Raw genomic sequence first — 18,366 nt, 5'->3', positions numbered from 1 at the left:
CCGCCTTCGCTACGGCGCGGCTGCTGCTGACCACGGCCGCCGCCGCCCTGCCCGCGTCCACCGCCCTGACCACGACCGCCACCCTGGCGACCGTTCTGGATCGGCTCGGCTTTGATTGACGGATCCACGTCATAACCCTCGAGGGCAATGCGTGGGATCTCCTTCTTCAGCAGGCGTTCGATGTCGCGCAGCAGTTTAATTTCATCCACACAGACCAGCGACAGCGCTTCGCCCGTTGCCGCCGCGCGACCGGTACGGCCGATACGGTGGACGTAATCTTCCGGCACGTTCGGCAGCTCGTAGTTGACCACGTGCGGCAGCTCTTCGATATCCAGACCGCGGGCGGCGATGTCGGTCGCTACCAGCACGCGGATATCGCCGGACTTAAAGTCGGCCAGTGCGCGGGTACGTGCGCCCTGACTCTTGTTGCCGTGGATCGCCGCGCTGCGGATCCCGTCTTTGTTCAGCTGTTCTGCCAGGTGGTTTGCGCCGTGCTTGGTACGGGTGAAGACCAGCACCTGCTGCCAGTTGCCTTCGCCAATCATCTGCGACAGCAGCTCGCGTTTACGCTTTTTGTCCACCATGTGTACATGCTGGGTCACCTGCTCGGAAGCGGTGTTGCGACGCGCCACTTCCACTTCCAGCGGGTTGTGCAGCAGTTTTTCCGCCAGGCCTTTGATCTCATCTGAGAAGGTCGCGGAGAAGAGCAGGTTCTGGCGGCGGGCAGGCAGTTTTGCCAGCACGCGGCGAATATCGTGGATGAAGCCCATGTCGAGCATGCGGTCGGCTTCGTCGAGCACCAGGATTTCCACGCTGTCGAGCTTCACGGCGTTCTGGTGTTCCAGATCGAGCAGACGGCCCGGGGTCGCTATCAGCACGTCCACGCCGCTGCGCAGTTTCATCATCTGTGGGTTAATGCTGACGCCACCGAACACCACCAGCGAGCGGATGTTGAGATAGCGGCTGTACTCACGCACGTTCTCACCCACCTGGGCGGCGAGTTCACGGGTCGGGGTCAGGATCAGGGCGCGCACCGGGCGACGGCCTTTGGCGTGCGACTCTTTCTGAATCAGGCGCTCCAGCAGCGGCAGGGTAAAGCCAGCGGTTTTACCGGTGCCGGTCTGGGCGCTGGCCATCAGGTCGCGGCCAGCCAGCACGGCAGGAATGGCCTGCTGCTGAATAGGGGTAGGTTCGCGGTAGCCCTGCTCCGCCACTGCGCGCAGGATTTCCGGGTTCAGGCCAAGGGTATCAAAAGACATAACAACTCCGAACCGCCCCGACCATTTCAGGTGTAGTTTTCAGGGAGATAATGACAAATAGAAGGACAAAAACCACGGTGTCGCGAAGCAGCGGAGTGTAGCAGCTTTTGTGACATGGCGCATAAAATATCCCGCTAAGTGGCGTATTTACGCTATTACATAGGCCGCGCAAACGCCGTGCCGCCCGGCGCAAAAGCACACAACCAGAGTGGACAAGCGCAAAAAACAGTCATAATCTTAATCAATCGATTGATTAATTTTTATGGCCACTATGAATCCGATCCCGACCACCACCAAAGGCGAGCAGGCCAAAAACCAGCTGATTGCCGCCGCGCTGGCACAGTTTGGCGAATACGGACTGCATGCCACCACCCGCGATATCGCCGCCCAGGCGGGGCAGAACATCGCCGCCATTACCTACTATTTTGGCTCGAAAGAGGATCTGTACCTCGCCTGCGCCCAGTGGATCGCCGACTTCATCGGCACCCGTTTTCGCCCTCACGTGGAGGCGGCCACCGCCCTGCTGGACGAGCCCACGCCGGATCGCGCCGCTATCCGCGAACTGATTTTAACCGCCTGCAACAACATGATTCAGCTGCTCACCCATGACGACACGCTGAACCTGAGCAAGTTTATCTCGCGGGAGCAGCTCTCGCCTTCCGCCGCTTACCAGCTGGTACACGATCAGGTTATCGCCCCGATGCACACCCACCTGACCCGGCTGGTGGCGGCCTATACCGGCCGGGACGCCAGCGACACGGAGACCATCCTGCATACCCATGCCCTGCTGGGCGAAGTACTCGCCTTTCGCCTCGGGCGGGAAACCATTCTGTTACGCACCGGCTGGACCGAATTTGATGCGGACAAAGCCGCGCAGATAAGCCAGGTCATCACCTGCCATGTTGATCTGATCCTGCAAGGTTTAACCCAAAGGAGCCTGGAGTTATGAAAAAATCGGTTGTTGTTCTTCTGGCCGCGGTGGTGGTACTGGCCGCCGGATTCGGCGGCTGGTGGTGGTATCAGAGCCAGCAGGATAAAACGCTGACCCTGTACGGCAACGTTGATATCCGCACCGTGAATATGAGCTTTCGCGTCGGCGGACGGCTGGCGTCGTTAACCGTGGACGAAGGGGATACCCTCGTCGCCGGACAGACGCTGGGCGAGCTGGACAAAGCCCCGTATCAGAACGCCCTGATGCAGGCCCAGGCGGGCGTCTCCGTGGCCCAGGCGCAATACGATCTCATGCAGGCGGGCTACCGTGATGAAGAGGTGGCCCAGGCCGCCGCCGCCGTCAAGCAGGCCCAGGCCGCCGCGGAATATGCGCAGAACTTCTATAACCGTCAGCAGGGGCTGTGGAAAAGCCGCACCGTGTCGGCCAACGACCTGGAGAACGCCCGCTCCTCGCGCGATCAGGCCCAGGCGACCCTGAAATCCGCCCAGGACAAACTGCGCCAGTACCGCTCCGGTAACCGTGAGCAGGATATCGCCCAGGCCAAAGCCAGCCTCGAACAGGCTCAGGCCCAGCTGGCGCAGGCCCAGCTGGATCTGCACGATACCACCCTGGTAGCCCCGGCCAACGGCACGTTGCTGACCCGCGCCGTCGAGCCCGGCAGCATGCTGAACGCGGGCAGCACGGTGCTGACCCTCTCCCTGACCCGCCCGGTATGGGTGCGCGCCTACGTCAATGAAGCCAGCCTCGGCGAGGCTAAACCGGGGCGCGAGGTGCTGCTTTACACCGACGGCCGCCCCGACAAGCCTTATCACGGCAAAATCGGCTTTGTCTCCCCGACAGCCGAATTCACGCCGAAAACCGTCGAAACCCCGGATCTGCGCACTGACCTGGTCTATCGTCTGCGCATTATCGTCAACGATGCCGACGATTCCCTGCGTCAGGGGATGCCGGTGACCGTCAGCTTCGATAATGAGCAAGCCCATGAATGACGCGGTGATCCAGCTCTCCGGCCTGGTCAAACGCTTTGCCGGAATGGACAAGCCCGCCGTCGCGCCGCTCGACTGCACGCTGCAGAAAGGCTACGTCACCGGGCTGGTTGGCCCGGACGGCGCGGGTAAAACCACCCTGATGCGCATGCTGGCCGGGCTGCTGAAGCCCGATGAAGGCACGGCCAGCGTGCTGGGGCTGGACCCCATCAAAGACGATCGCGCCCTGCACGCCATGCTGGGCTATATGCCGCAGAAGTTCGGCCTGTACGAAGATCTGACGGTGATGGAAAACCTGACCCTGTACGCCGATTTGCGTAGCGTCACCGGCGAAACGCGGCAGAAGACCTTCCAGCGCCTGCTCGACTTTACCTCGCTGGGGCCCTTTACCGACCGGCTGGCGGGCAAGCTCTCCGGCGGCATGAAGCAGAAGCTGGGGCTGGCCTGCACCCTGGTCGGAGAGCCGAAGGTGCTGCTGCTGGACGAGCCCGGCGTTGGCGTCGACCCGATCTCCCGCCGCGAGCTGTGGCAGATGGTGCATGAGCTGGCGGGCGACGGGATGTTGATCCTCTGGAGCACCTCGTACCTCGACGAAGCGGAGCAGTGCCGGGACGTGCTGCTGATGAACGAAGGGGCGCTGCTCTATCAGGGCGATCCGACGAAGCTGACCCAAAGCATGACCGGGCGCAGCCTGCTGTTGCACACGCCCCATGAGAACAACCGCCGCCTGCTGCAGCGGGTGCTTAAGCTGCCGCAGGTGAGCGACGGGATGATTCAGGGCAAATCGGTGCGGGTGATCCTCAAGAAAGAGGCCAGCGCCGGGGATCTGCGCCAGAGTGCGGATCTGCCGGATATTCACATCGAGGAGACCGCCCCGCGCTTTGAAGATGCCTTTATCGATCTGCTCGGCGGCGCGGAAACCGCCGAATCCCCGCTGGGGGCGATCCTGCATACCGTAGAAGGCACGCCGGGCGAGACGGTGATCGAAGCCAAATCGCTGACCAAAAAGTTTGGTGATTTCGCGGCAACGGATGACGTGAACTTTGCGGTGAAACGTGGCGAAATCTTCGGCCTGCTGGGCCCCAACGGCGCAGGCAAATCCACCACCTTCAAAATGATGTGCGGCCTGCTGGTGCCCACCGCCGGAAAGGCGCTGGTGCTGGATATGGATTTGAAAGTCAGCTCCGGCAAGGCGCGCCAGCACCTCGGCTATATGGCGCAAAAATTCTCCCTCTACGGCAACCTGACGGTGGAGCAAAACCTGCGCTTTTTCTCCGGGGTCTACGGCCTGCGCGGACGGGCGCAGAGCGAGAAGATCGCCCGCATGAGCGAGGCATTTGGCCTGAGCAGCATCGCCAGCCACGCCACCGACGATCTGCCCCTCGGGTTTAAGCAGCGGCTGGCGCTGGCCTGCTCCCTGATGCATGAGCCGGACATTCTGTTCCTCGATGAACCCACTTCCGGGGTCGATCCCCTCACCCGCCGCGAGTTCTGGCTGCATATCAACAGCATGGTGGAGAAAGGGGTCACGGTGATGGTGACGACCCACTTTATGGACGAGGCGGAATACTGCGACCGCATCGGGCTGGTTTACCGCGGGAAGCTGATTGCTCACGGCACGCCGGACGATCTCAAGGCTCAGGTGGCGGACGCAGAGCAGCCCGACCCCACCATGGAGCAGGCGTTTATTTCGCTGATTAACGACTGGGATAAGGAGCATGGCCATGTCTGACACCGCCCTCTCCTGGCGCCGGGTGCGCGCCCTGTGCATCAAAGAGACGCGACAGATCGTGCGTGACCCGAGCAGCTGGCTGATTGCGGTGGTGATCCCGCTCCTGCTGCTGTTTATCTTTGGCTACGGGATTAACCTCGACTCCAGCAAGCTGCGGGTCGGGATCCTGCTGGAGCAGCGCAGCGAAGAGGCGCTCGACTTCACCCACGCCATGACCGGCTCGCCCTATATCGACGCCACCGTCAGTGACAATCGCCAGCAGCTGATCCAGATGATGCAGGCCGGGCGCATTCGCGGGCTGATTGTCATTCCGGTGGATTTTGCTGAGCGCATGGCCCGCCCGAACGACACCGCCCCGATCCAGGTGATCACCGACGGCAGCGAGCCCAACACCGCCAACTTTGTGCAGGGCTACAGCGAAGGGATCTGGCAGCTGTGGCAGATGCAGCGGGCGGAAGATCGGGGTGAAACCTTTGAGCCGCTGATCGACGTTCAGACCCGCTACTGGTTTAACCCGGCGGCCATCAGCCAGCACTTTATTATCCCCGGCGCGGTGACCATTATCATGACGGTGATCGGCGCGATCCTCACCTCGCTGGTGATCGCCCGCGAGTGGGAGCGCGGCACCATGGAAGCGCTGCTCTCTACCGAAGTGACGCGCACCGAGCTGCTGCTGTGCAAGCTGATCCCCTACTACTTCCTTGGCATGCTGGCGATGCTGCTCTGCATGCTGGTCTCGGTGTTTATTCTCGGCGTGCCCTATCGCGGCTCGCTGCTGGTGCTGTTCGTCATCACCAGCCTGTTTTTACTAAGTACTCTGGGGATGGGACTGCTGATCTCGACCATTACCCGCAACCAGTTTAACGCTGCCCAGGTGGCGCTGAATGCCGCCTTTTTGCCATCGATTATGCTGTCCGGGTTTATTTTCCAGATTGATAGTATGCCGGCGGTGATCCGCGCGGTGACCTACATCATCCCGGCGCGCTATTTCGTCAGCACCCTGCAAAGCCTGTTCCTGGCGGGCAATATCCCGGTGGTGCTGATTGTGAATCTGCTGTTTTTAATTGCGTCGGCGGTGATGTTTATCGGGCTGACGTGGATGAAAACCAAACGGCGATTAGATTAGGTTGCGCCCGGTGGCGTTGCGCTTACCGGGCCTACGGGGCCCGTTGATTTTGTAGGTCGGGTAAGCGAAAGCGCCACCCGACAAGAGGACGACATTATGTTTCACCGTTTATGGACATTGATCCGCAAAGAGCTGCAGTCCCTGCTGCGCGAGCCGCAAACCCGGGCGATCCTGATTTTGCCGGTGCTGATCCAGGTGCTGCTGTTCCCGTGGGCGGCTACGCTTGAGGTGACCAACGCCACCATCGCCGTCTATAACGAAGATAACGGCAAACATTCGGTGGAGCTGACCCAGCGCTTCGCCCGCGCTAAGGCCTTTACCCACGTGCTGATCCTCAACAGCCCGCAGGAGATCCAGCCCACCATCGACACGCAAAAGGCGCTGCTGCTGGTGCGCTTCCCGGCCGATTTTTCCCGTAACCTCGATACCCTGCAAACCGCCCCGATGCAGCTGATCCTCGACGGGCGTAACTCCAACAGCGCACAGATTGCCGCCAACTATCTGCAGCAGGTGGTGAAGAATTATCAGCAGGAGCTGATGGAGGGCAAACCGAAACCGAACAATAGCGAGCTGGTGGTGCGCAACTGGTACAACCCGAACCTCGACTACAAATGGTTTGTGGTGCCGTCGCTGATCGCCATGATCACCACCATCGGGGTGATGATCGTGACGTCGCTGTCGGTGGCCCGCGAGCGCGAACAGGGTACGCTGGATCAGCTGCTGGTCTCCCCGCTGGCAACCTGGCAAATTTTCGTCGGCAAAGCGGTTCCGGCGCTGATTGTTGCGACTTTCCAGGCCAGCATCGTGCTGGCGATTGGCATCTGGGCCTATCACATCCCCTTTGCCGGTTCGCTGGCGCTGTTTTACTTCACGATGGTGATTTACGGCCTGTCGCTGGTGGGATTCGGGCTGCTGATCTCGGCGCTCTGCTCAACCCAGCAGCAGGCGTTTATCGGGGTGTTCGTCTTTATGATGCCGGCGATTTTGCTCTCGGGCTATGTCTCGCCGGTGGAGAATATGCCGGTCTGGCTGCAGAACTTAACCTGGGTGAACCCGATCCGGCACTTCACCGATATCACCAAGCAGATCTATCTCAAGGATGCGAGTCTGGATATTGTGTGGGGGAGTTTGTGGCCGCTACTGGTGATAGCGGCCGTGACGGGATCAGTGGCGTACGCGATGTTTAGACGCAATATCGCGTAGCTTTTTGTCTTTGGTTAACAGTGAAACGACCGCGGGCCCTGCAAGGATCGCCAGGCCTGCGACGGCCAGCAAAAAGTTGTTTTGCAGGACCCGGGACAACAGCCACAGCACAATGACTGCCGCACCAAAATACCAGGTGGTGGTGAGCTCTTCGAGCACATCCGCCACTTCGCGCCAGCGCGCTTCATGATGACGCTGTAAAAAGAGCATTAACAGGACGGTTACACCGTATACCACACATAATCCTAAGCCGACCCGCACCAGGGTTCCGCTCATCCAGGCCATCACCAGTACGGCCACCACCAATAAATGCAACATAATCTGCCAGCAACTGAGGCCGGTCGCGACGCGTATGCGTTGTTGCCACTTCATGGCACTCTCCTGAAGGATTTTACTCTGCTTGTTCAGACTATCGCACTTTACGGAAAATTCCGTAACACAGCACCTTTTTGTGACGACGACTACACTTTATTTTCATCAGGATAGTGACGCGGGAAGGAATGTATGACCCAACACACCCGGCATTTTTCGCTTAAAGTCTTAACGATCAACATTCATAAGGGATTCGCGGCGTTTAACCGCCGTTTCATTCTGCCCGAGCTGCGCGACGCCGTACGTACCGTCAGCGCGGATATTGTCTGCCTGCAGGAGGTCATGGGCGCGCACGAAGTCCATCCGCTACACGTGGAAAACTGGCCCGATACCAGCCACTACGAATTTCTGGCGGACACCATGTGGAGCGATTATGCCTACGGGCGCAACGCCGTCTATCCCGAAGGGCATCACGGCAATGCGATCCTCTCCCGCTATCCCATCGAACACTACGAAAATCACGATGTTTCGGTTGGCGAGAGCGAAAAACGCGGGCTGCTCTACTGTCGGGTAGCCGTGCCGGAGCTGGCCATGCCGCTGCATGTGGCCTCGGTGCATCTTGGCCTGCGCGAGGCGCACCGCCAGGCGCAGCTGCAGATGATGGCCGAATGGGTCAACGCCCTGCCCGAGGGGGACCCGGTCGTCGTGGCCGGAGACTTTAACGACTGGCGTCAGCGCGCCAGCCATCCGCTGAAGGCGGAGGCCGGACTGGAGGAGGTGTTCACCCTCGCTCACGGCAGGCCCGCACGCACCTTCCCGGTAAGGTTCCCGCTGCTGCGTCTCGATCGTATCTATGTCAAAAATGCCCATGCCAGCAGCCCAACCGCGCTGGCCCTGAGTAACTGGCGTCATCTCTCCGACCATGCGCCATTAAGTGCGGAGATCCATTTATGAAATGTTCATGGCAAAGCGGTAACCGGATCAAGTTACTGGAAAATGGCGATCAATATTATCCGGCGGTGTTCGCCGCCATCGAGAAGGCCCAACGTCGGGTGTTCCTCGAGACCTTTATCTGGTTCGATGACAACGTAGGCCGCAAGCTGCATGCCGTTCTTCTGCGTGCGGCCCAGCGCGGCGTGCATATCGAAGTGCTGCTCGACGGCTACGGCTCTCCCGATCTCGACGACGACTTCGTTGGGGAACTTACCGCGGCAGGCGTGGTATTCCGTTACTACGATCCGCGCCCGCCGCTGCTTGGCATGCGCACCAACGTCTTCCGCCGTATGCACCGTAAAATCGTGGTGGTGGATGAGCAGGTGGCCTTTGTCGGCGGGATTAACTACTCCGCTGAACATATGTCGGACTATGGCCCGGAAGCCAAACAGGATTATGCGGTCCAGGTCGAGGGCCCGGTGGTGCAGGATATTTTGCAGTTTGTCGTGGAAAACCTGCCCGGCAAGGCCGCAGTGCGTCGCTGGTGGAAGCGACGTCATCGCGCCGAAGAGAACGTGACGCCGGGCGAGGCCCAGGCGCTGTTCGTCTGGCGCGATAACGAAGAGCACCGGGACGATATTGAGCGCCACTATCTGAAGATGCTGGCTAACGCCCGACGCGAAGTGATCATCGCCAACGCCTACTTCTTCCCAGGCTATCGTCTGCTGCACGCCATGCGCAATGCCTCGCGGCGTGGCGTGCGGGTGAAGCTGATTGTGCAGGGCGAGCCGGATATGCCGATTGTTACGGTGGGCGCGCGCCTGCTCTACAACTATCTGGTGAAAGGCGGCGTGGAGATTTACGAATACCGCCGCCGTCCGTTGCACGGCAAGGTGGCGCTGATGGACGATCACTGGGTGACCGTCGGCTCCAGTAACCTCGATCCCCTCAGCCTGTCGCTGAATCTGGAGGCCAACCTGATTATTCACGATCGCCAGTTCAACCAGACCCTGCGCGACAATCTCTCCGCCATCATCGCCGAGGATTGCGTGCGCGTGGATGAGACGATGGTGCCGAAACGTACCTGGTGGAATCTGGGCAAAAGCGTGCTGGTGTTCCACTTCCTGCGTCATTTCCCGGCGCTGGTTGGCTGGCTGCCGGCCCATACGCCCAAGCTGGCGCAGGTGCCGCCGCCGGTACAGCCCGAGATGGAGACCCAGGATCGGGTCGAGGCAGGTAGCACGGGAGTGAAACCCTGATGAGCAAAAAACATTCGCGCTGGCGTCTGGCAAAAAAGATCCTCACCTGGGTATTTTTTATTGCCGTTGCGGTGCTGCTGGTGGTTTACGCGAAAAAGGTCGACTGGACTGAAGTCTGGAAGGTGATGCGTGACTATGACCGCGTGTCGTTGCTGAGCGCGATCGGGCTGGTGATACTGAGCTACCTGCTGTACGGCTGTTACGATCTGCTCGGGCGGCGCTACTGCGGGCATAAGCTGGCCAAACGCCAGGTGATGCTGGTGTCGTTTATCTGCTATGCCTTTAACCTGACCCTGAGCACCTGGGTTGGCGGTATCGGGATGCGCTACCGGCTTTACTCCCGTCTGGGGCTGCCCAGCAGCACCATCACCCGCATCTTCTCCCTGAGCATCACCACCAACTGGCTGGGCTACATCCTGCTGGGCGGGGTGATCTTTACCGCGGGCGTGGTGCAACTGCCCGATCACTGGTACATCGATCAGACGACGCTGCGCATTCTCGGCGTGGTACTGCTGCTGGTGATCGCCGTCTACCTGTGGGCCTGCGCCTTTGCGAAGCGCCGTCATGTGATCATCAAAAAGCAAAAGCTGGTGCTCCCCTCCTGGCGTTTTGCCGTGGCGCAGATGGCTATTTCAGCCGGTAACTGGATGGCGATGGGGGCGATTATCTGGCTGCTGATGGGCGAGGATGTGAACTACTTCTTCGTGCTGGGGGTGTTGCTGGTGAGCAGTATCGCCGGGGTGATTGTCCATATTCCGGCCGGTATCGGCGTGCTGGAAGCGGTATTTATCGCCCTGCTGGCCGGGGAACATGTTTCCCACGGCACCATTATCGCCGCCCTGCTGGCCTATCGTATGCTCTATTACTTCCTGCCGCTGGGGCTGGCGACGGTCTGTTATCTGCTGCTGGAGAGCCGGGCGAAGAAGCTGCGGGCCAAAAACGAGCAGCAGATGGCGAAGTGAGATGGTAATGCCGGGTGGCGCTGCGCTTACCCGGCCTACGGGTTTTGTAGGCCCGTGCAAGCGAAGCGCCGCCGGGCAGATTTCGTAGGCCCGGCAAGCAACGCGCCGCCGGGCATTGCCGTTAACGCCGGTTGCCGAAAATGCGCAGCAGCATCAGGAACAGGTTGATGAAGTCCAGATAGAGGGTCAGGGCCCCGAGAATCGAATATTTGCGCAGGTTTGAACTGTCGCGCACGTCGATCTGCTCCCCGATGTTTTTCAGCTTCTGCGTGTCATAAGCCGTCAGGCCAACAAACACGATCACCCCGATATAGGTCACCGCCCACATCAGCGCTTCGCTCTTGAGCCAGAAGTTCACCAGCGACGCCAGCACGATACCAATCAGCGCCATAAACAGCATGTTGCCAAAGCCGCTCAGGTCGCGTTTGGTGGTGTAGCCGTAGAGACTCATCGCGCCAAACATCCCGCCTGCCACCACGAAGGTACTGGCAATCGAGGAGTAGGTGTAGACGATGAAGATGCTGGAGAGCGTCAGGCCGGTGAGCGCCGAATAGAGCATAAATAGCGTGGTGGCCATCCCGGCACTGAGCTTATGCACCAGTCCGGACAGAACAAACACCAGCGCCAGCTGGGCGATAATCAGACCAAAGAAGGTTATTTTGCTGGAAAAGACGAACATCATTACGGCAGGCGTATTTGCTGAAAACCAGGCGACAAACGCGGTAAGCAGCAATCCGCAGGTCATCCAGCCATAGACCTGCGCCATATAGGTTTGCAGACCGCTGCGGGTCTGCACGATGGAATCGGAACGGGGAAATCTGTCCATAACGCACTCCTTTTTAAGTGGACACACTGTTATAGACTAACACATCCCCGCAATCCGGCTACCAGCGGCTGGCGGCTTCCTTATCGCTGTCCCGCGACTCCACCCAGCGATCCCCTTCCGGAGTGGCTTCGCGCTTCCAGAACGGGGCGCGGGTTTTCAGATAATCCATAATAAACTCGCCCGCGGCAAAGGCGCTGCCGCGATGGGCGCTGGTGACGCCCACGAAGACGATCTCTTCCCCGGGCCACATCTCGCCGATGCGGTGGATCACCGTCACCCGCCCCAGCGGCCAGCGCTCACGCGCCTGGTCGACGATCTCCGTCAGCGCCTTTTCGGTCATGCCGGGATAGTGTTCAAGCGTCAGGGCCTTCACGCTGTCGCCCAGATTATGGTTACGCACCTTGCCGGTGAAGGTGACAACTGCCCCGTCTTCATCGCGCTCCGCCAGCCAGCTGTACTCCGTGCCGACGTTGAAACGCGCCTGTTCGACAACAATTTTGGTCTCAGCCATCTTAGCCCCCGGTGACCGGTGGGAAAAAGGCCACCTCATCGCCCGGCTTAACCGGATGAGTGAACTCCACCAGCGTCTGGTTTACCGCCGCCAGCAGTTTGCCCGCGTCCAGCGCCAGCGCCCAGCGGTCGCTCTGCGCTGCCAGATGCGCCCGCAGCGCTTCCACGGTGGGGAACTCAGTATCCAGCGTCAGGCTGTCGGTATTGACCAGCTCGCGCACCTGCGCAAAAAACAGTACCTTAATCATGCTCTTCCGCCCTGAAATCCCCTGATTTACCACCGCTTTTCGCCAGCAGGCGAACCGGGCCGATAACCATATCTTTCTGCACCGCTTTGCACATGTCGTAGATGGTCAACGCCGCCACCGAGGCGGCGGTTAAGGCTTCCATCTCGACCCCGGTTTTCCCGGTCAGGCGGCACAATGACTCGATGCGCACCCGGTTATGCTCCGGCTCGGCCCGCAGGTTCACTTCCACTTTGCTGAGCATCAGGGGATGGCACAGCGGGATGAGATCCCAGGTGCGTTTTGCCGCCTGAATCCCGGCGATCCGCGCCGTGGCGAAGACGTCGCCTTTGTGGTGGCTGCCGTCAATGATCATTGCCAGGGTTTCGGGGAGCATGGTGACGAACGCTTCCGCGCGCGCCTCACGCACGGTTTCGGCCTTGGCGGAGACATCCACCATATGCGCTTCGCCAGCGGCGTTAATGTGGGTCAGTTGCGACATAGCTTACTTCTTTAGATGAGGATGGAAATTACACGGACGGGTGCGGGCATCGAGCTGCGGGGCAATGATGTTTTCCCACGCGGTACGACACGCTTTGGTGGAGCCCGGCATGGCAAAAATCACCGTTTTGTTGGCGATCCCGGCCACGGCGCGCGACTGCAGCGTTGAGGTACCAATCTCTTCAAACGAGAGCATGCGGAACACCTCCCCGAAGCCTTCGATCTCGCGATCGAACAGCGGCAGCAGCGCTTCCGGGGCCTGATCGCCCGCGGTAAACCCGGTCCCGCCGGTGATCAGCACCACCTGCACGTTGTCGCTGGCAATCCAGCGCGACACTTCCGCGCGAATGGCGTAGCGGTTCTCTTTGACGATGGCCTTGTCGACGATCTGATGCCCCGCCTCGTGGGCCGCGTCGCGCAGCCAGTGGCCGGACGTGTCATCCTCCTCGCCGCGGCGTTCGGAAACGGTAAGGATAGCAATACGCGTCGGGATAAATTCAGCGCTTACCTGACTCATCTTCTGGTTCCTTTTGCGATTACCCGCCGATGTAGGACAGGTTCTGGGTGATCCCGGTGTTGCCCTGATGCAGGAAGTGGGTCTGTTTTTTATGCATCAGCGCGTCAGAAATGCGCCCTTCCAGCGCAGGCTGCTGGGCGTCATCGGCCAGCAGATCGCGCAGGTCGACGCCGCCGTCGCCAAACAGGCACAGGTGCAGCTTGCCTACCGACGAGACGCGCAGGCGGTTGCAGCTGGCACAGAAGTCTTTTTCATACGGCATGATAAGCCCGATCTCCCCTTCGTAGTCGGGGTGGCAAAAGACCTGCGCCGGGCCGTCGCTGCGCTGGCGAAGCTGATGGATCCAGCCGCGTTTGAGCAGTTCATCGCGCAGCACCATGCCGGAGATGTGGTGCCGGGAGAAGAGATCGCTGCCCTCGCCGGTTTCCATCAGCTCGATAAAACGCAGTTGAATGCGGCGGGGTTTGATCCACGCCAGGAAGGTATCCAGCTGATGATGGTTTACATCGCGCATCAGCACGGTGTTGACCTTCACCTTGTCGAAGCCCGCCGCAAAGGCCGCATCGATGCCCTCCATCACCTGGTGGAATTTATCCTGGCCGGTAATAGCGTGAAACTGGCGGGCATCCAGACTGTCGACGCTGACGTTGATCGCCGTCAGCCCCGCGTCGCGCCAGCCGGCAACGTCGCGCGCCAGACGATAACCGTTGGTGGTGACCGCAATCTGGCGGATAGCGTCGTTTTCACGAACCGCGGCGATGATGTCGGTGAAGTCACGGCGCAGCGAAGGCTCACCGCCGGTAAGACGGACCTTTTCTGTGCCCATGGCGGCAAACGCGCGCGTCACGCGGCGCACTTCGTCCACGGAGAGAAAGCCGTTATTGGTGATGCCGCCGGGTTTGTAGCCGTCCGGCAGGCAGTAGGTGCAACGGAAATTGCACACATCGGTAATCGACAAACGCAGGTAAAAAAACTTACGCGCGAATGCATCGGTAAGTTGTGAAGCCATGTACACCTTTCCTGATACGGGAGGCACAGTCATTTCTTTCTGTACCCTGGTGGCGAAACCGCCACGGCCAGAGCACCATATCTGTCGACACAGGCGCAAAGGCTAGAGTGTATGTTTTCGATAAAGAAAACGTGGTTATGCCGATAGTAGCGTGTTAATAGCAGTTTCGCTATTCTCGTTTCTCGCTATATAAACTTGTATATATCGACATGTTCGTGCTATTTCGTTGCAGAATACGTCATTATCAAAATCTTGCATTGATATATGTCATTTTGACCCGGACGGAGCATCGTCATTTAGGGGTAGTTGAGTTACTGTTAACGCGTTCGTCTTATAAAGGAATTTCTATGCGCAATCGCACTTTTGCGGATCTCGACCGCGTCGTCGCTCTCGGCGGAGGCCACGGACTGGGCCGGGTGATGTCCTCCTTGTCATCGCTCGGTTCACGGCTCACCGGGATCGTGACCACCACCGACAACGGCGGCTCAACCGGACGCATTCGTCGCTCCGAAGGGGGTATCGCCTGGGGTGATATGCGCAACTGCTTAAATCAGCTCATCACCGAACCCAGCGTCGCTTCGGCGATGTTTGAGTATCGTTTTGGCGGTAATGGCGAACTTTCAGGACATAACCTCGGAAATCTGATGTTAAAGGCGCTGGATCACCTCAGCGTGCGGCCTCTGGAGGCGATCAATTTAATCCGCAACCTGTTAAAAGTGGATGCGTTTTTGATACCGATGTCCGAACTTCCGGTCGATTTGATGGCTATCGACAGTAACGACCATGAAGTATATGGCGAAGTGAATATCGATCAGCTGGTGTTGCCGCCAAAAGAGCTGATGCTTTATCCCAGCGTTCCGGCCACCCGTGAAGCGGTGGAAGCCATTGGTGAAGCGGATTTAATTCTGGTCGGCCCGGGCAGTTTTTATACCAGCCTGATGCCGCTGCTGTTGATCAAGGATCTGGCCCAGGCGCTGCGCCGGACCCCCGCTCCCGTGGTTTACATCGGCAATCTGGGGCGCGAGCTGAGCCCTGCCGCCGCGGGGCTTTCACTGCCTGCTAAGCTGGCGCTGATGGAGCAGTACGTCGGGAAAAAGATTATCGATGCGGTGGTGGTCGGGCCTGGCACTGATGTATCGGGCATGGAAGGCCGGGTGGTGGTGCAGGAGCCGCTCGAGGCGAGCGATATCAAGTACCGCCATGATCGGCATTTACTGCGCGTGGCGCTGGAGAAGGCGGTGCAGGCGTTGGGGTGAGATTGTGCGGCCTTTAACGCCCGGTGGCGCTGCGCTTACCGGGCCTACAGGCCGTGCGGTCTGGTGCCCTCATCCCGGCCTTCTCCCACAGGGAGAAGGTGCAAACCCTAAAAATGGCAGCCAAAGGCTGCCATTTTGCTTTTACCTAGGACGCCGCGATAAACAAGTCCCTGAGCTGGTGAAGCTGGTCGCGGATCTGCGCCGCCTCTTCGAACTCCAGATTCTGCGCGTGCTGCATCATCTGCCCTTCCAGTTCGTGAATTTTCTGCTGCAGCGCTTTCGGCGTCAGGGCAACGGTATCGGCCTCCACCGGTGAGCGTGACTTACCGCGTCCCTTGGCTTTGGTTTTGGCGATGTTCTGGCCGAGCGCCAGGATATCCACCACCTTCTTGTTCAGACCCTGCGGCGTGATGCCGTGCTCTTCGTTGTAGGCCTGCTGCTTCTCGCGGCGGCGTTCGGTTTCGCCAATCGCTTTTGCCATCGACGGGGTGATCTTGTCGCCGTAGAGAATCGCTTTGCCGTTAACGTTACGCGCCGCACGACCAATGGTCTGGATAAGTGAACGCTCGGAGCGCAGGAAGCCCTCTTTATCGGCGTCCAGAATCGCCACCAGCGACACTTCCGGCATATCCAGCCCCTCTCGCAGCAGGTTGATCCCCACCAGCACGTCGAACTCGCCGAGGCGCAGGTCGCGGATGATCTCCATGCGCTCCACGGTGTCGATATCCGAGTGCAGATAGCGCACCTTCTCGCCGTGCTCCTCGAGGTATTCGGTCAGGTCTTCCGCCATGCGTTTGGTCAGCGTAGTGACCAGCACGCGTTCGTTGATGGCGGCACGGGCGCGGATCTCCGACAGCAGGTCGTCTACCTGGGTGCCAACCGGACGCACTTCAATAATCGGATCCAGCAGGCCGGTTGGACGGACCACCTGATCCACCACTTCGTCGCCGGATTTCTCCAGCTCGTAGTTGCCCGGCGTCGCGGAAACGTAGATGGTTTGCGGCGCCAGCGCCTCAAACTCTTCGAACTTCATCGGGCGGTTATCCAGCGCGGACGGCAGGCGGAAGCCGTACTCCACCAGGGTCTCCTTACGCGCCCGGTCGCCGCGATACATCCCGCCAATCTGCGGGATGGTCACGTGGGATTCGTCCACCACCAGCAGGCCATCCGCCGGCAGGTAGTCAAACAGGGTCGGCGGCGCCTCGCCCGGCCCGCGCCCAGAGAGATAGCGCGAATAGTTTTCGATACCGGAGCAGTAGCCCAGCTCGTTCATCATCTCGAGATCGAACTGGGTACGCTGGCTGATGCGCTGCTCTTCCAGCAGCTTGTTGTTCTCCAGCAGGGTCTTGCGACGATCCGCCAGCTCAACTTTGATATCTTCCATCGCCTGCACGATACGCTCGCGCGGGGTCACGTAGTGGGTTTTCGGGTAGACGGTGAAGCGCGGAATAATCGACTCTACGTGGCCGGTGAGCGGGTCAAACAGCGACAGCCGCTCCACCTCTTCATCAAACAGCTCCACGCGCAGGGCGAAGTCGTCCGACTCCGCCGGGAAGATGTCGATCACTTCACCGCGAACGCGGAAGGTACCGCGCTGGAACGCCTGATCGTTGCGGGTGTACTGTAACTCGGCCAGACGCCGCAGGATGGCGCGCTGATCGATAATCATCCCCTGAGTCAGGTGCAGCATCATCTTCAGGTAGAGATCGGGATCGCCGAGGCCGTAGATGGCGGACACCGAGGCCACCACCACTACGTCGCGACGCTCAAGCAGGGCTTTGGTGGCGGACAGACGCATCTGCTCGATATGCTCGTTCACCGAGGCGTCCTTTTCGATAAAGGTATCGGAGCTCGGGACGTAGGCTTCGGGCTGATAGTAGTCGTAGTACGAGACGAAGTACTCCACCGCGTTATCGGGGAAGAACTCTTTCATCTCGCCGTACAGCTGTGCGGCCAGGGTTTTGTTGGGCGCCAGCACCATTGTCGGGCGCTGCAGATCGGCGATCACGTTGGCGACGGTAAAGGTTTTACCCGAACCGGTCACCCCCAGCAGCGTCTGGTGTGCAAGCCCATCCTCCAGCCCCTCTTTCAGACGGCGAATCGCTTCGGGCTGATCGCCAGAAGGACGGAAAGCGGAATTCAGTTTGAACGGTTTACTCATGAACGGCGACCTGATGATGATTAATACGGCAGGTGAGTAATTTTACTCCTGATGGCTATTTTTGCCAGTAAATTATACTGGATATAAAACCAGTAACATCTGCGCCATTTTGTGCCATCACCAGTGGGAATCAAGCAATGCTGCGCAAAATTTCGGCTGCGACGGGATAAAATTCCATCAGGGGTGGGTTATCCCCAGAATTTTTTGATTTTTAACATTTGTCAAGGCGAGCCGCCGGTCTTTAGCCCAGCAAATTGACACTTTGATGACAATGATTGCTTTTATTTAACGCGTTGATCTGCAATGAAGTTATCGAAAAGACGCGTTTCGCAGCAATTCAGGCGCAGGCCGCGTATTCTCTCGCTTACCCTGTGTTTTCTAACTCTAATGCACATGGTTATCCACAGGAATAGTGGATAACTGCCTCCAGCCCATACGGAACGTGACTCGGCCCGTTCCCGGTTTTTGCCCACAGCGCGGCGGTAAAAAATTTTTATCGCCTAATTATGGCGATCTGATGACAAAAATCAGCTAACGAAATGGTGAGGGACTGCTCACATTTTAACCAAAATGGTACCTGCACCAGGCACACCATACGGGGCACCGATGCAGTGCATCTCCCTGCCCTCGCCGCGCTG

General features: G+C 59.3%; 18 protein-coding genes and 1 riboswitch. Of the genes, 9 read left to right on the top strand and 9 right to left on the bottom strand.

The genetic code is table 11. The features are described from left to right. Window positions 1-1,259: ATP-dependent RNA helicase RhlE (rhlE, locus tag V7Q49_RS22305; RefSeq protein WP_333855305.1), on the bottom strand; the 1,259-nt coding region annotated here is incomplete at its 3' end. A gap of 271 nt (window positions 1,260-1,530) precedes the next feature. On the opposite strand from rhlE, the gene cecR reads away from it, so the two are divergent. From cecR to V7Q49_RS22280, 5 genes are all read left to right on the top strand, one after another. After that, the gene (gene cecR, locus V7Q49_RS22300; protein ID WP_333855313.1) at window positions 1,531-2,208 is read left to right on the top strand and encodes a transcriptional regulator CecR; all 678 of its coding nucleotides are present in this window, start codon (window positions 1,531-1,533) and stop codon (window positions 2,206-2,208) included. Then, complete coding sequence (hlyD, locus tag V7Q49_RS22295; RefSeq protein WP_333855303.1) at window positions 2,205-3,200, top strand: secretion protein HlyD; 996 nt, start codon at window positions 2,205-2,207, stop codon at window positions 3,198-3,200. The genes cecR and hlyD overlap by 4 nt, the downstream gene beginning before the upstream one ends. Next, window positions 3,193-4,929, top strand: a complete 1,737-nt coding sequence (locus V7Q49_RS22290; protein WP_333855301.1) for an ATP-binding cassette domain-containing protein — start codon at window positions 3,193-3,195, stop codon at window positions 4,927-4,929. Before hlyD ends, V7Q49_RS22290 begins: the two co-directional genes overlap by 8 nt. After that, on the top strand, window positions 4,922-6,055 hold the full coding sequence (locus V7Q49_RS22285; protein ID WP_333855299.1) for an ABC transporter permease: 1,134 nt from the start codon (window positions 4,922-4,924) through the stop codon (window positions 6,053-6,055). Before V7Q49_RS22290 ends, V7Q49_RS22285 begins: the two co-directional genes overlap by 8 nt. A gap of 96 nt (window positions 6,056-6,151) precedes the next feature. Next, entirely contained in the window at window positions 6,152-7,258 is a 1,107-nt protein-coding gene (locus V7Q49_RS22280; protein ID WP_333855297.1) for an ABC transporter permease, read from the top strand. Here V7Q49_RS22280 and V7Q49_RS22275 read toward each other — a convergent pair. Next, complete coding sequence (locus tag V7Q49_RS22275; RefSeq protein WP_333855295.1) at window positions 7,220-7,630, bottom strand: YbhQ family protein; 411 nt, start codon at window positions 7,628-7,630, stop codon at window positions 7,220-7,222. The two genes, V7Q49_RS22280 and V7Q49_RS22275, sit on opposite strands and share 39 nt — an antisense overlap. A gap of 132 nt (window positions 7,631-7,762) precedes the next feature. Between V7Q49_RS22275 and V7Q49_RS22270 the strand changes: the two genes are divergently transcribed. From V7Q49_RS22270 to V7Q49_RS22260, 3 genes are read left to right on the top strand one after another with little or no spacing between them, the layout of a single operon-like run. Then, window positions 7,763-8,524 (top strand): endonuclease/exonuclease/phosphatase family protein, encoded by a 762-nt coding sequence (locus V7Q49_RS22270; protein ID WP_333855293.1) that lies wholly within the window; start codon window positions 7,763-7,765, stop codon window positions 8,522-8,524. Further along, on the top strand, window positions 8,521-9,762 hold the full coding sequence (gene clsB, locus V7Q49_RS22265; protein ID WP_333855291.1) for a cardiolipin synthase ClsB: 1,242 nt from the start codon (window positions 8,521-8,523) through the stop codon (window positions 9,760-9,762). The genes V7Q49_RS22270 and clsB overlap by 4 nt, the downstream gene beginning before the upstream one ends. After that, a complete protein-coding gene (locus V7Q49_RS22260) occupies window positions 9,762-10,724 on the top strand; it encodes a lysylphosphatidylglycerol synthase transmembrane domain-containing protein (RefSeq protein WP_333855289.1) in 963 nt (320 codons plus the stop codon). Before clsB ends, V7Q49_RS22260 begins: the two co-directional genes overlap by 1 nt. A gap of 121 nt (window positions 10,725-10,845) precedes the next feature. On the opposite strand, the gene V7Q49_RS22255 is transcribed toward V7Q49_RS22260, so the two are convergent. The 6 genes from V7Q49_RS22255 to moaA all read right to left on the bottom strand — a co-directional run bounded on the left by V7Q49_RS22255 (window position 10,846) and on the right by moaA (window position 14,311). Beyond that, window positions 10,846-11,550, bottom strand: coding sequence for a Bax inhibitor-1/YccA family protein (locus V7Q49_RS22255; protein ID WP_156263245.1), 705 nt, complete (start codon window positions 11,548-11,550; stop codon window positions 10,846-10,848). A 58-nt stretch (window positions 11,551-11,608) separates the two neighbouring features. Further along, complete coding sequence (gene moaE, locus V7Q49_RS22250; protein ID WP_333855286.1) at window positions 11,609-12,061, bottom strand: molybdopterin synthase catalytic subunit MoaE; 453 nt, start codon at window positions 12,059-12,061, stop codon at window positions 11,609-11,611. A 1-nt stretch (window position 12,062) separates the two neighbouring features. Continuing rightward, entirely contained in the window at window positions 12,063-12,308 is a 246-nt protein-coding gene (gene moaD, locus V7Q49_RS22245) for a molybdopterin synthase sulfur carrier subunit (protein ID WP_333855284.1), read from the bottom strand. Next, a complete protein-coding gene (gene moaC, locus V7Q49_RS22240; protein ID WP_333855282.1) occupies window positions 12,301-12,786 on the bottom strand; it encodes a cyclic pyranopterin monophosphate synthase MoaC in 486 nt (161 codons plus the stop codon). The genes moaD and moaC overlap by 8 nt, the downstream gene beginning before the upstream one ends. Before the next feature lie 3 nt (window positions 12,787-12,789). Further along, window positions 12,790-13,302 carry a molybdenum cofactor biosynthesis protein B gene (gene moaB, locus V7Q49_RS22235; protein ID WP_333855280.1) on the bottom strand — a complete coding sequence of 171 codons (513 nt, stop codon included), beginning with the start codon at window positions 13,300-13,302 and terminating at the stop codon, window positions 12,790-12,792. 19 nt (window positions 13,303-13,321) lie between these two features. Beyond that, window positions 13,322-14,311, bottom strand: coding sequence for a GTP 3',8-cyclase MoaA (moaA, locus tag V7Q49_RS22230; protein ID WP_333855278.1), 990 nt, complete (start codon window positions 14,309-14,311; stop codon window positions 13,322-13,324). Continuing rightward, window positions 14,299-14,433, bottom strand: a riboswitch (molybdenum cofactor riboswitch). Its footprint overlaps the gene before it by 13 nt. 225 nt (window positions 14,434-14,658) lie before the next feature. Here moaA and yvcK point away from each other — a divergent pair. Continuing rightward, a complete protein-coding gene (gene yvcK, locus V7Q49_RS22225) occupies window positions 14,659-15,567 on the top strand; it encodes a uridine diphosphate-N-acetylglucosamine-binding protein YvcK (protein ID WP_333855276.1) in 909 nt (302 codons plus the stop codon). Window positions 15,568-15,712: 145 nt separating this feature from the next. On the opposite strand, the gene uvrB is transcribed toward yvcK, so the two are convergent. Further along, window positions 15,713-17,728 carry an excinuclease ABC subunit UvrB gene (uvrB, locus tag V7Q49_RS22220; protein WP_333855274.1) on the bottom strand — a complete coding sequence of 672 codons (2,016 nt, stop codon included), beginning with the start codon at window positions 17,726-17,728 and terminating at the stop codon, window positions 15,713-15,715. Window positions 17,729-18,366 lie beyond the last annotated feature (638 nt).

The sequence above is a fragment of the Leclercia sp. genome, assembly GCF_036780805.1.
Taxonomy (GTDB): Bacteria; Pseudomonadota; Gammaproteobacteria; order Enterobacterales; family Enterobacteriaceae; genus Enterobacter.
The sequence above is the reverse complement of the archived record's forward strand: the minus strand, read 5'-3'. Positions and strand labels throughout refer to the sequence as shown.

Excerpts from the sequence above, each read along its gene's own strand:
- hlyD (WP_333855303.1), top strand. The coding sequence starts at position 2,205 with ATGAAAAAATCGGTTGTTGTTCTTCTGGCCGCGGTGGTGGTACTGGCC.
- V7Q49_RS22275 (WP_333855295.1), bottom strand. The coding sequence starts at position 7,630 with ATGAAGTGGCAACAACGCATACGCGTCGCGACCGGCCTCAGTTGCTGG.
- clsB (WP_333855291.1), top strand. The coding sequence starts at position 8,521 with ATGAAATGTTCATGGCAAAGCGGTAACCGGATCAAGTTACTGGAAAAT.
- uvrB (WP_333855274.1), bottom strand. The coding sequence starts at position 17,728 with ATGAGTAAACCGTTCAAACTGAATTCCGCTTTCCGTCCTTCTGGCGAT.
- moaD (WP_333855284.1), bottom strand. The coding sequence starts at position 12,308 with ATGATTAAGGTACTGTTTTTTGCGCAGGTGCGCGAGCTGGTCAATACC.
- moaC (WP_333855282.1), bottom strand. The coding sequence starts at position 12,786 with ATGTCGCAACTGACCCACATTAACGCCGCTGGCGAAGCGCATATGGTG.
- moaE (WP_333855286.1), bottom strand. The coding sequence starts at position 12,061 with ATGGCTGAGACCAAAATTGTTGTCGAACAGGCGCGTTTCAACGTCGGC.
- moaB (WP_333855280.1), bottom strand. The coding sequence starts at position 13,302 with ATGAGTCAGGTAAGCGCTGAATTTATCCCGACGCGTATTGCTATCCTT.
- cecR (WP_333855313.1), top strand. The coding sequence starts at position 1,531 with ATGAATCCGATCCCGACCACCACCAAAGGCGAGCAGGCCAAAAACCAG.
- V7Q49_RS22280 (WP_333855297.1), top strand. The coding sequence starts at position 6,152 with ATGTTTCACCGTTTATGGACATTGATCCGCAAAGAGCTGCAGTCCCTG.
- V7Q49_RS22255 (WP_156263245.1), bottom strand. The coding sequence starts at position 11,550 with ATGGACAGATTTCCCCGTTCCGATTCCATCGTGCAGACCCGCAGCGGT.
- V7Q49_RS22260 (WP_333855289.1), top strand. The coding sequence starts at position 9,762 with ATGAGCAAAAAACATTCGCGCTGGCGTCTGGCAAAAAAGATCCTCACC.
- moaA (WP_333855278.1), bottom strand. The coding sequence starts at position 14,311 with ATGGCTTCACAACTTACCGATGCATTCGCGCGTAAGTTTTTTTACCTG.
- V7Q49_RS22285 (WP_333855299.1), top strand. The coding sequence starts at position 4,922 with ATGTCTGACACCGCCCTCTCCTGGCGCCGGGTGCGCGCCCTGTGCATC.
- V7Q49_RS22270 (WP_333855293.1), top strand. The coding sequence starts at position 7,763 with ATGACCCAACACACCCGGCATTTTTCGCTTAAAGTCTTAACGATCAAC.
- V7Q49_RS22290 (WP_333855301.1), top strand. The coding sequence starts at position 3,193 with ATGAATGACGCGGTGATCCAGCTCTCCGGCCTGGTCAAACGCTTTGCC.
- yvcK (WP_333855276.1), top strand. The coding sequence starts at position 14,659 with ATGCGCAATCGCACTTTTGCGGATCTCGACCGCGTCGTCGCTCTCGGC.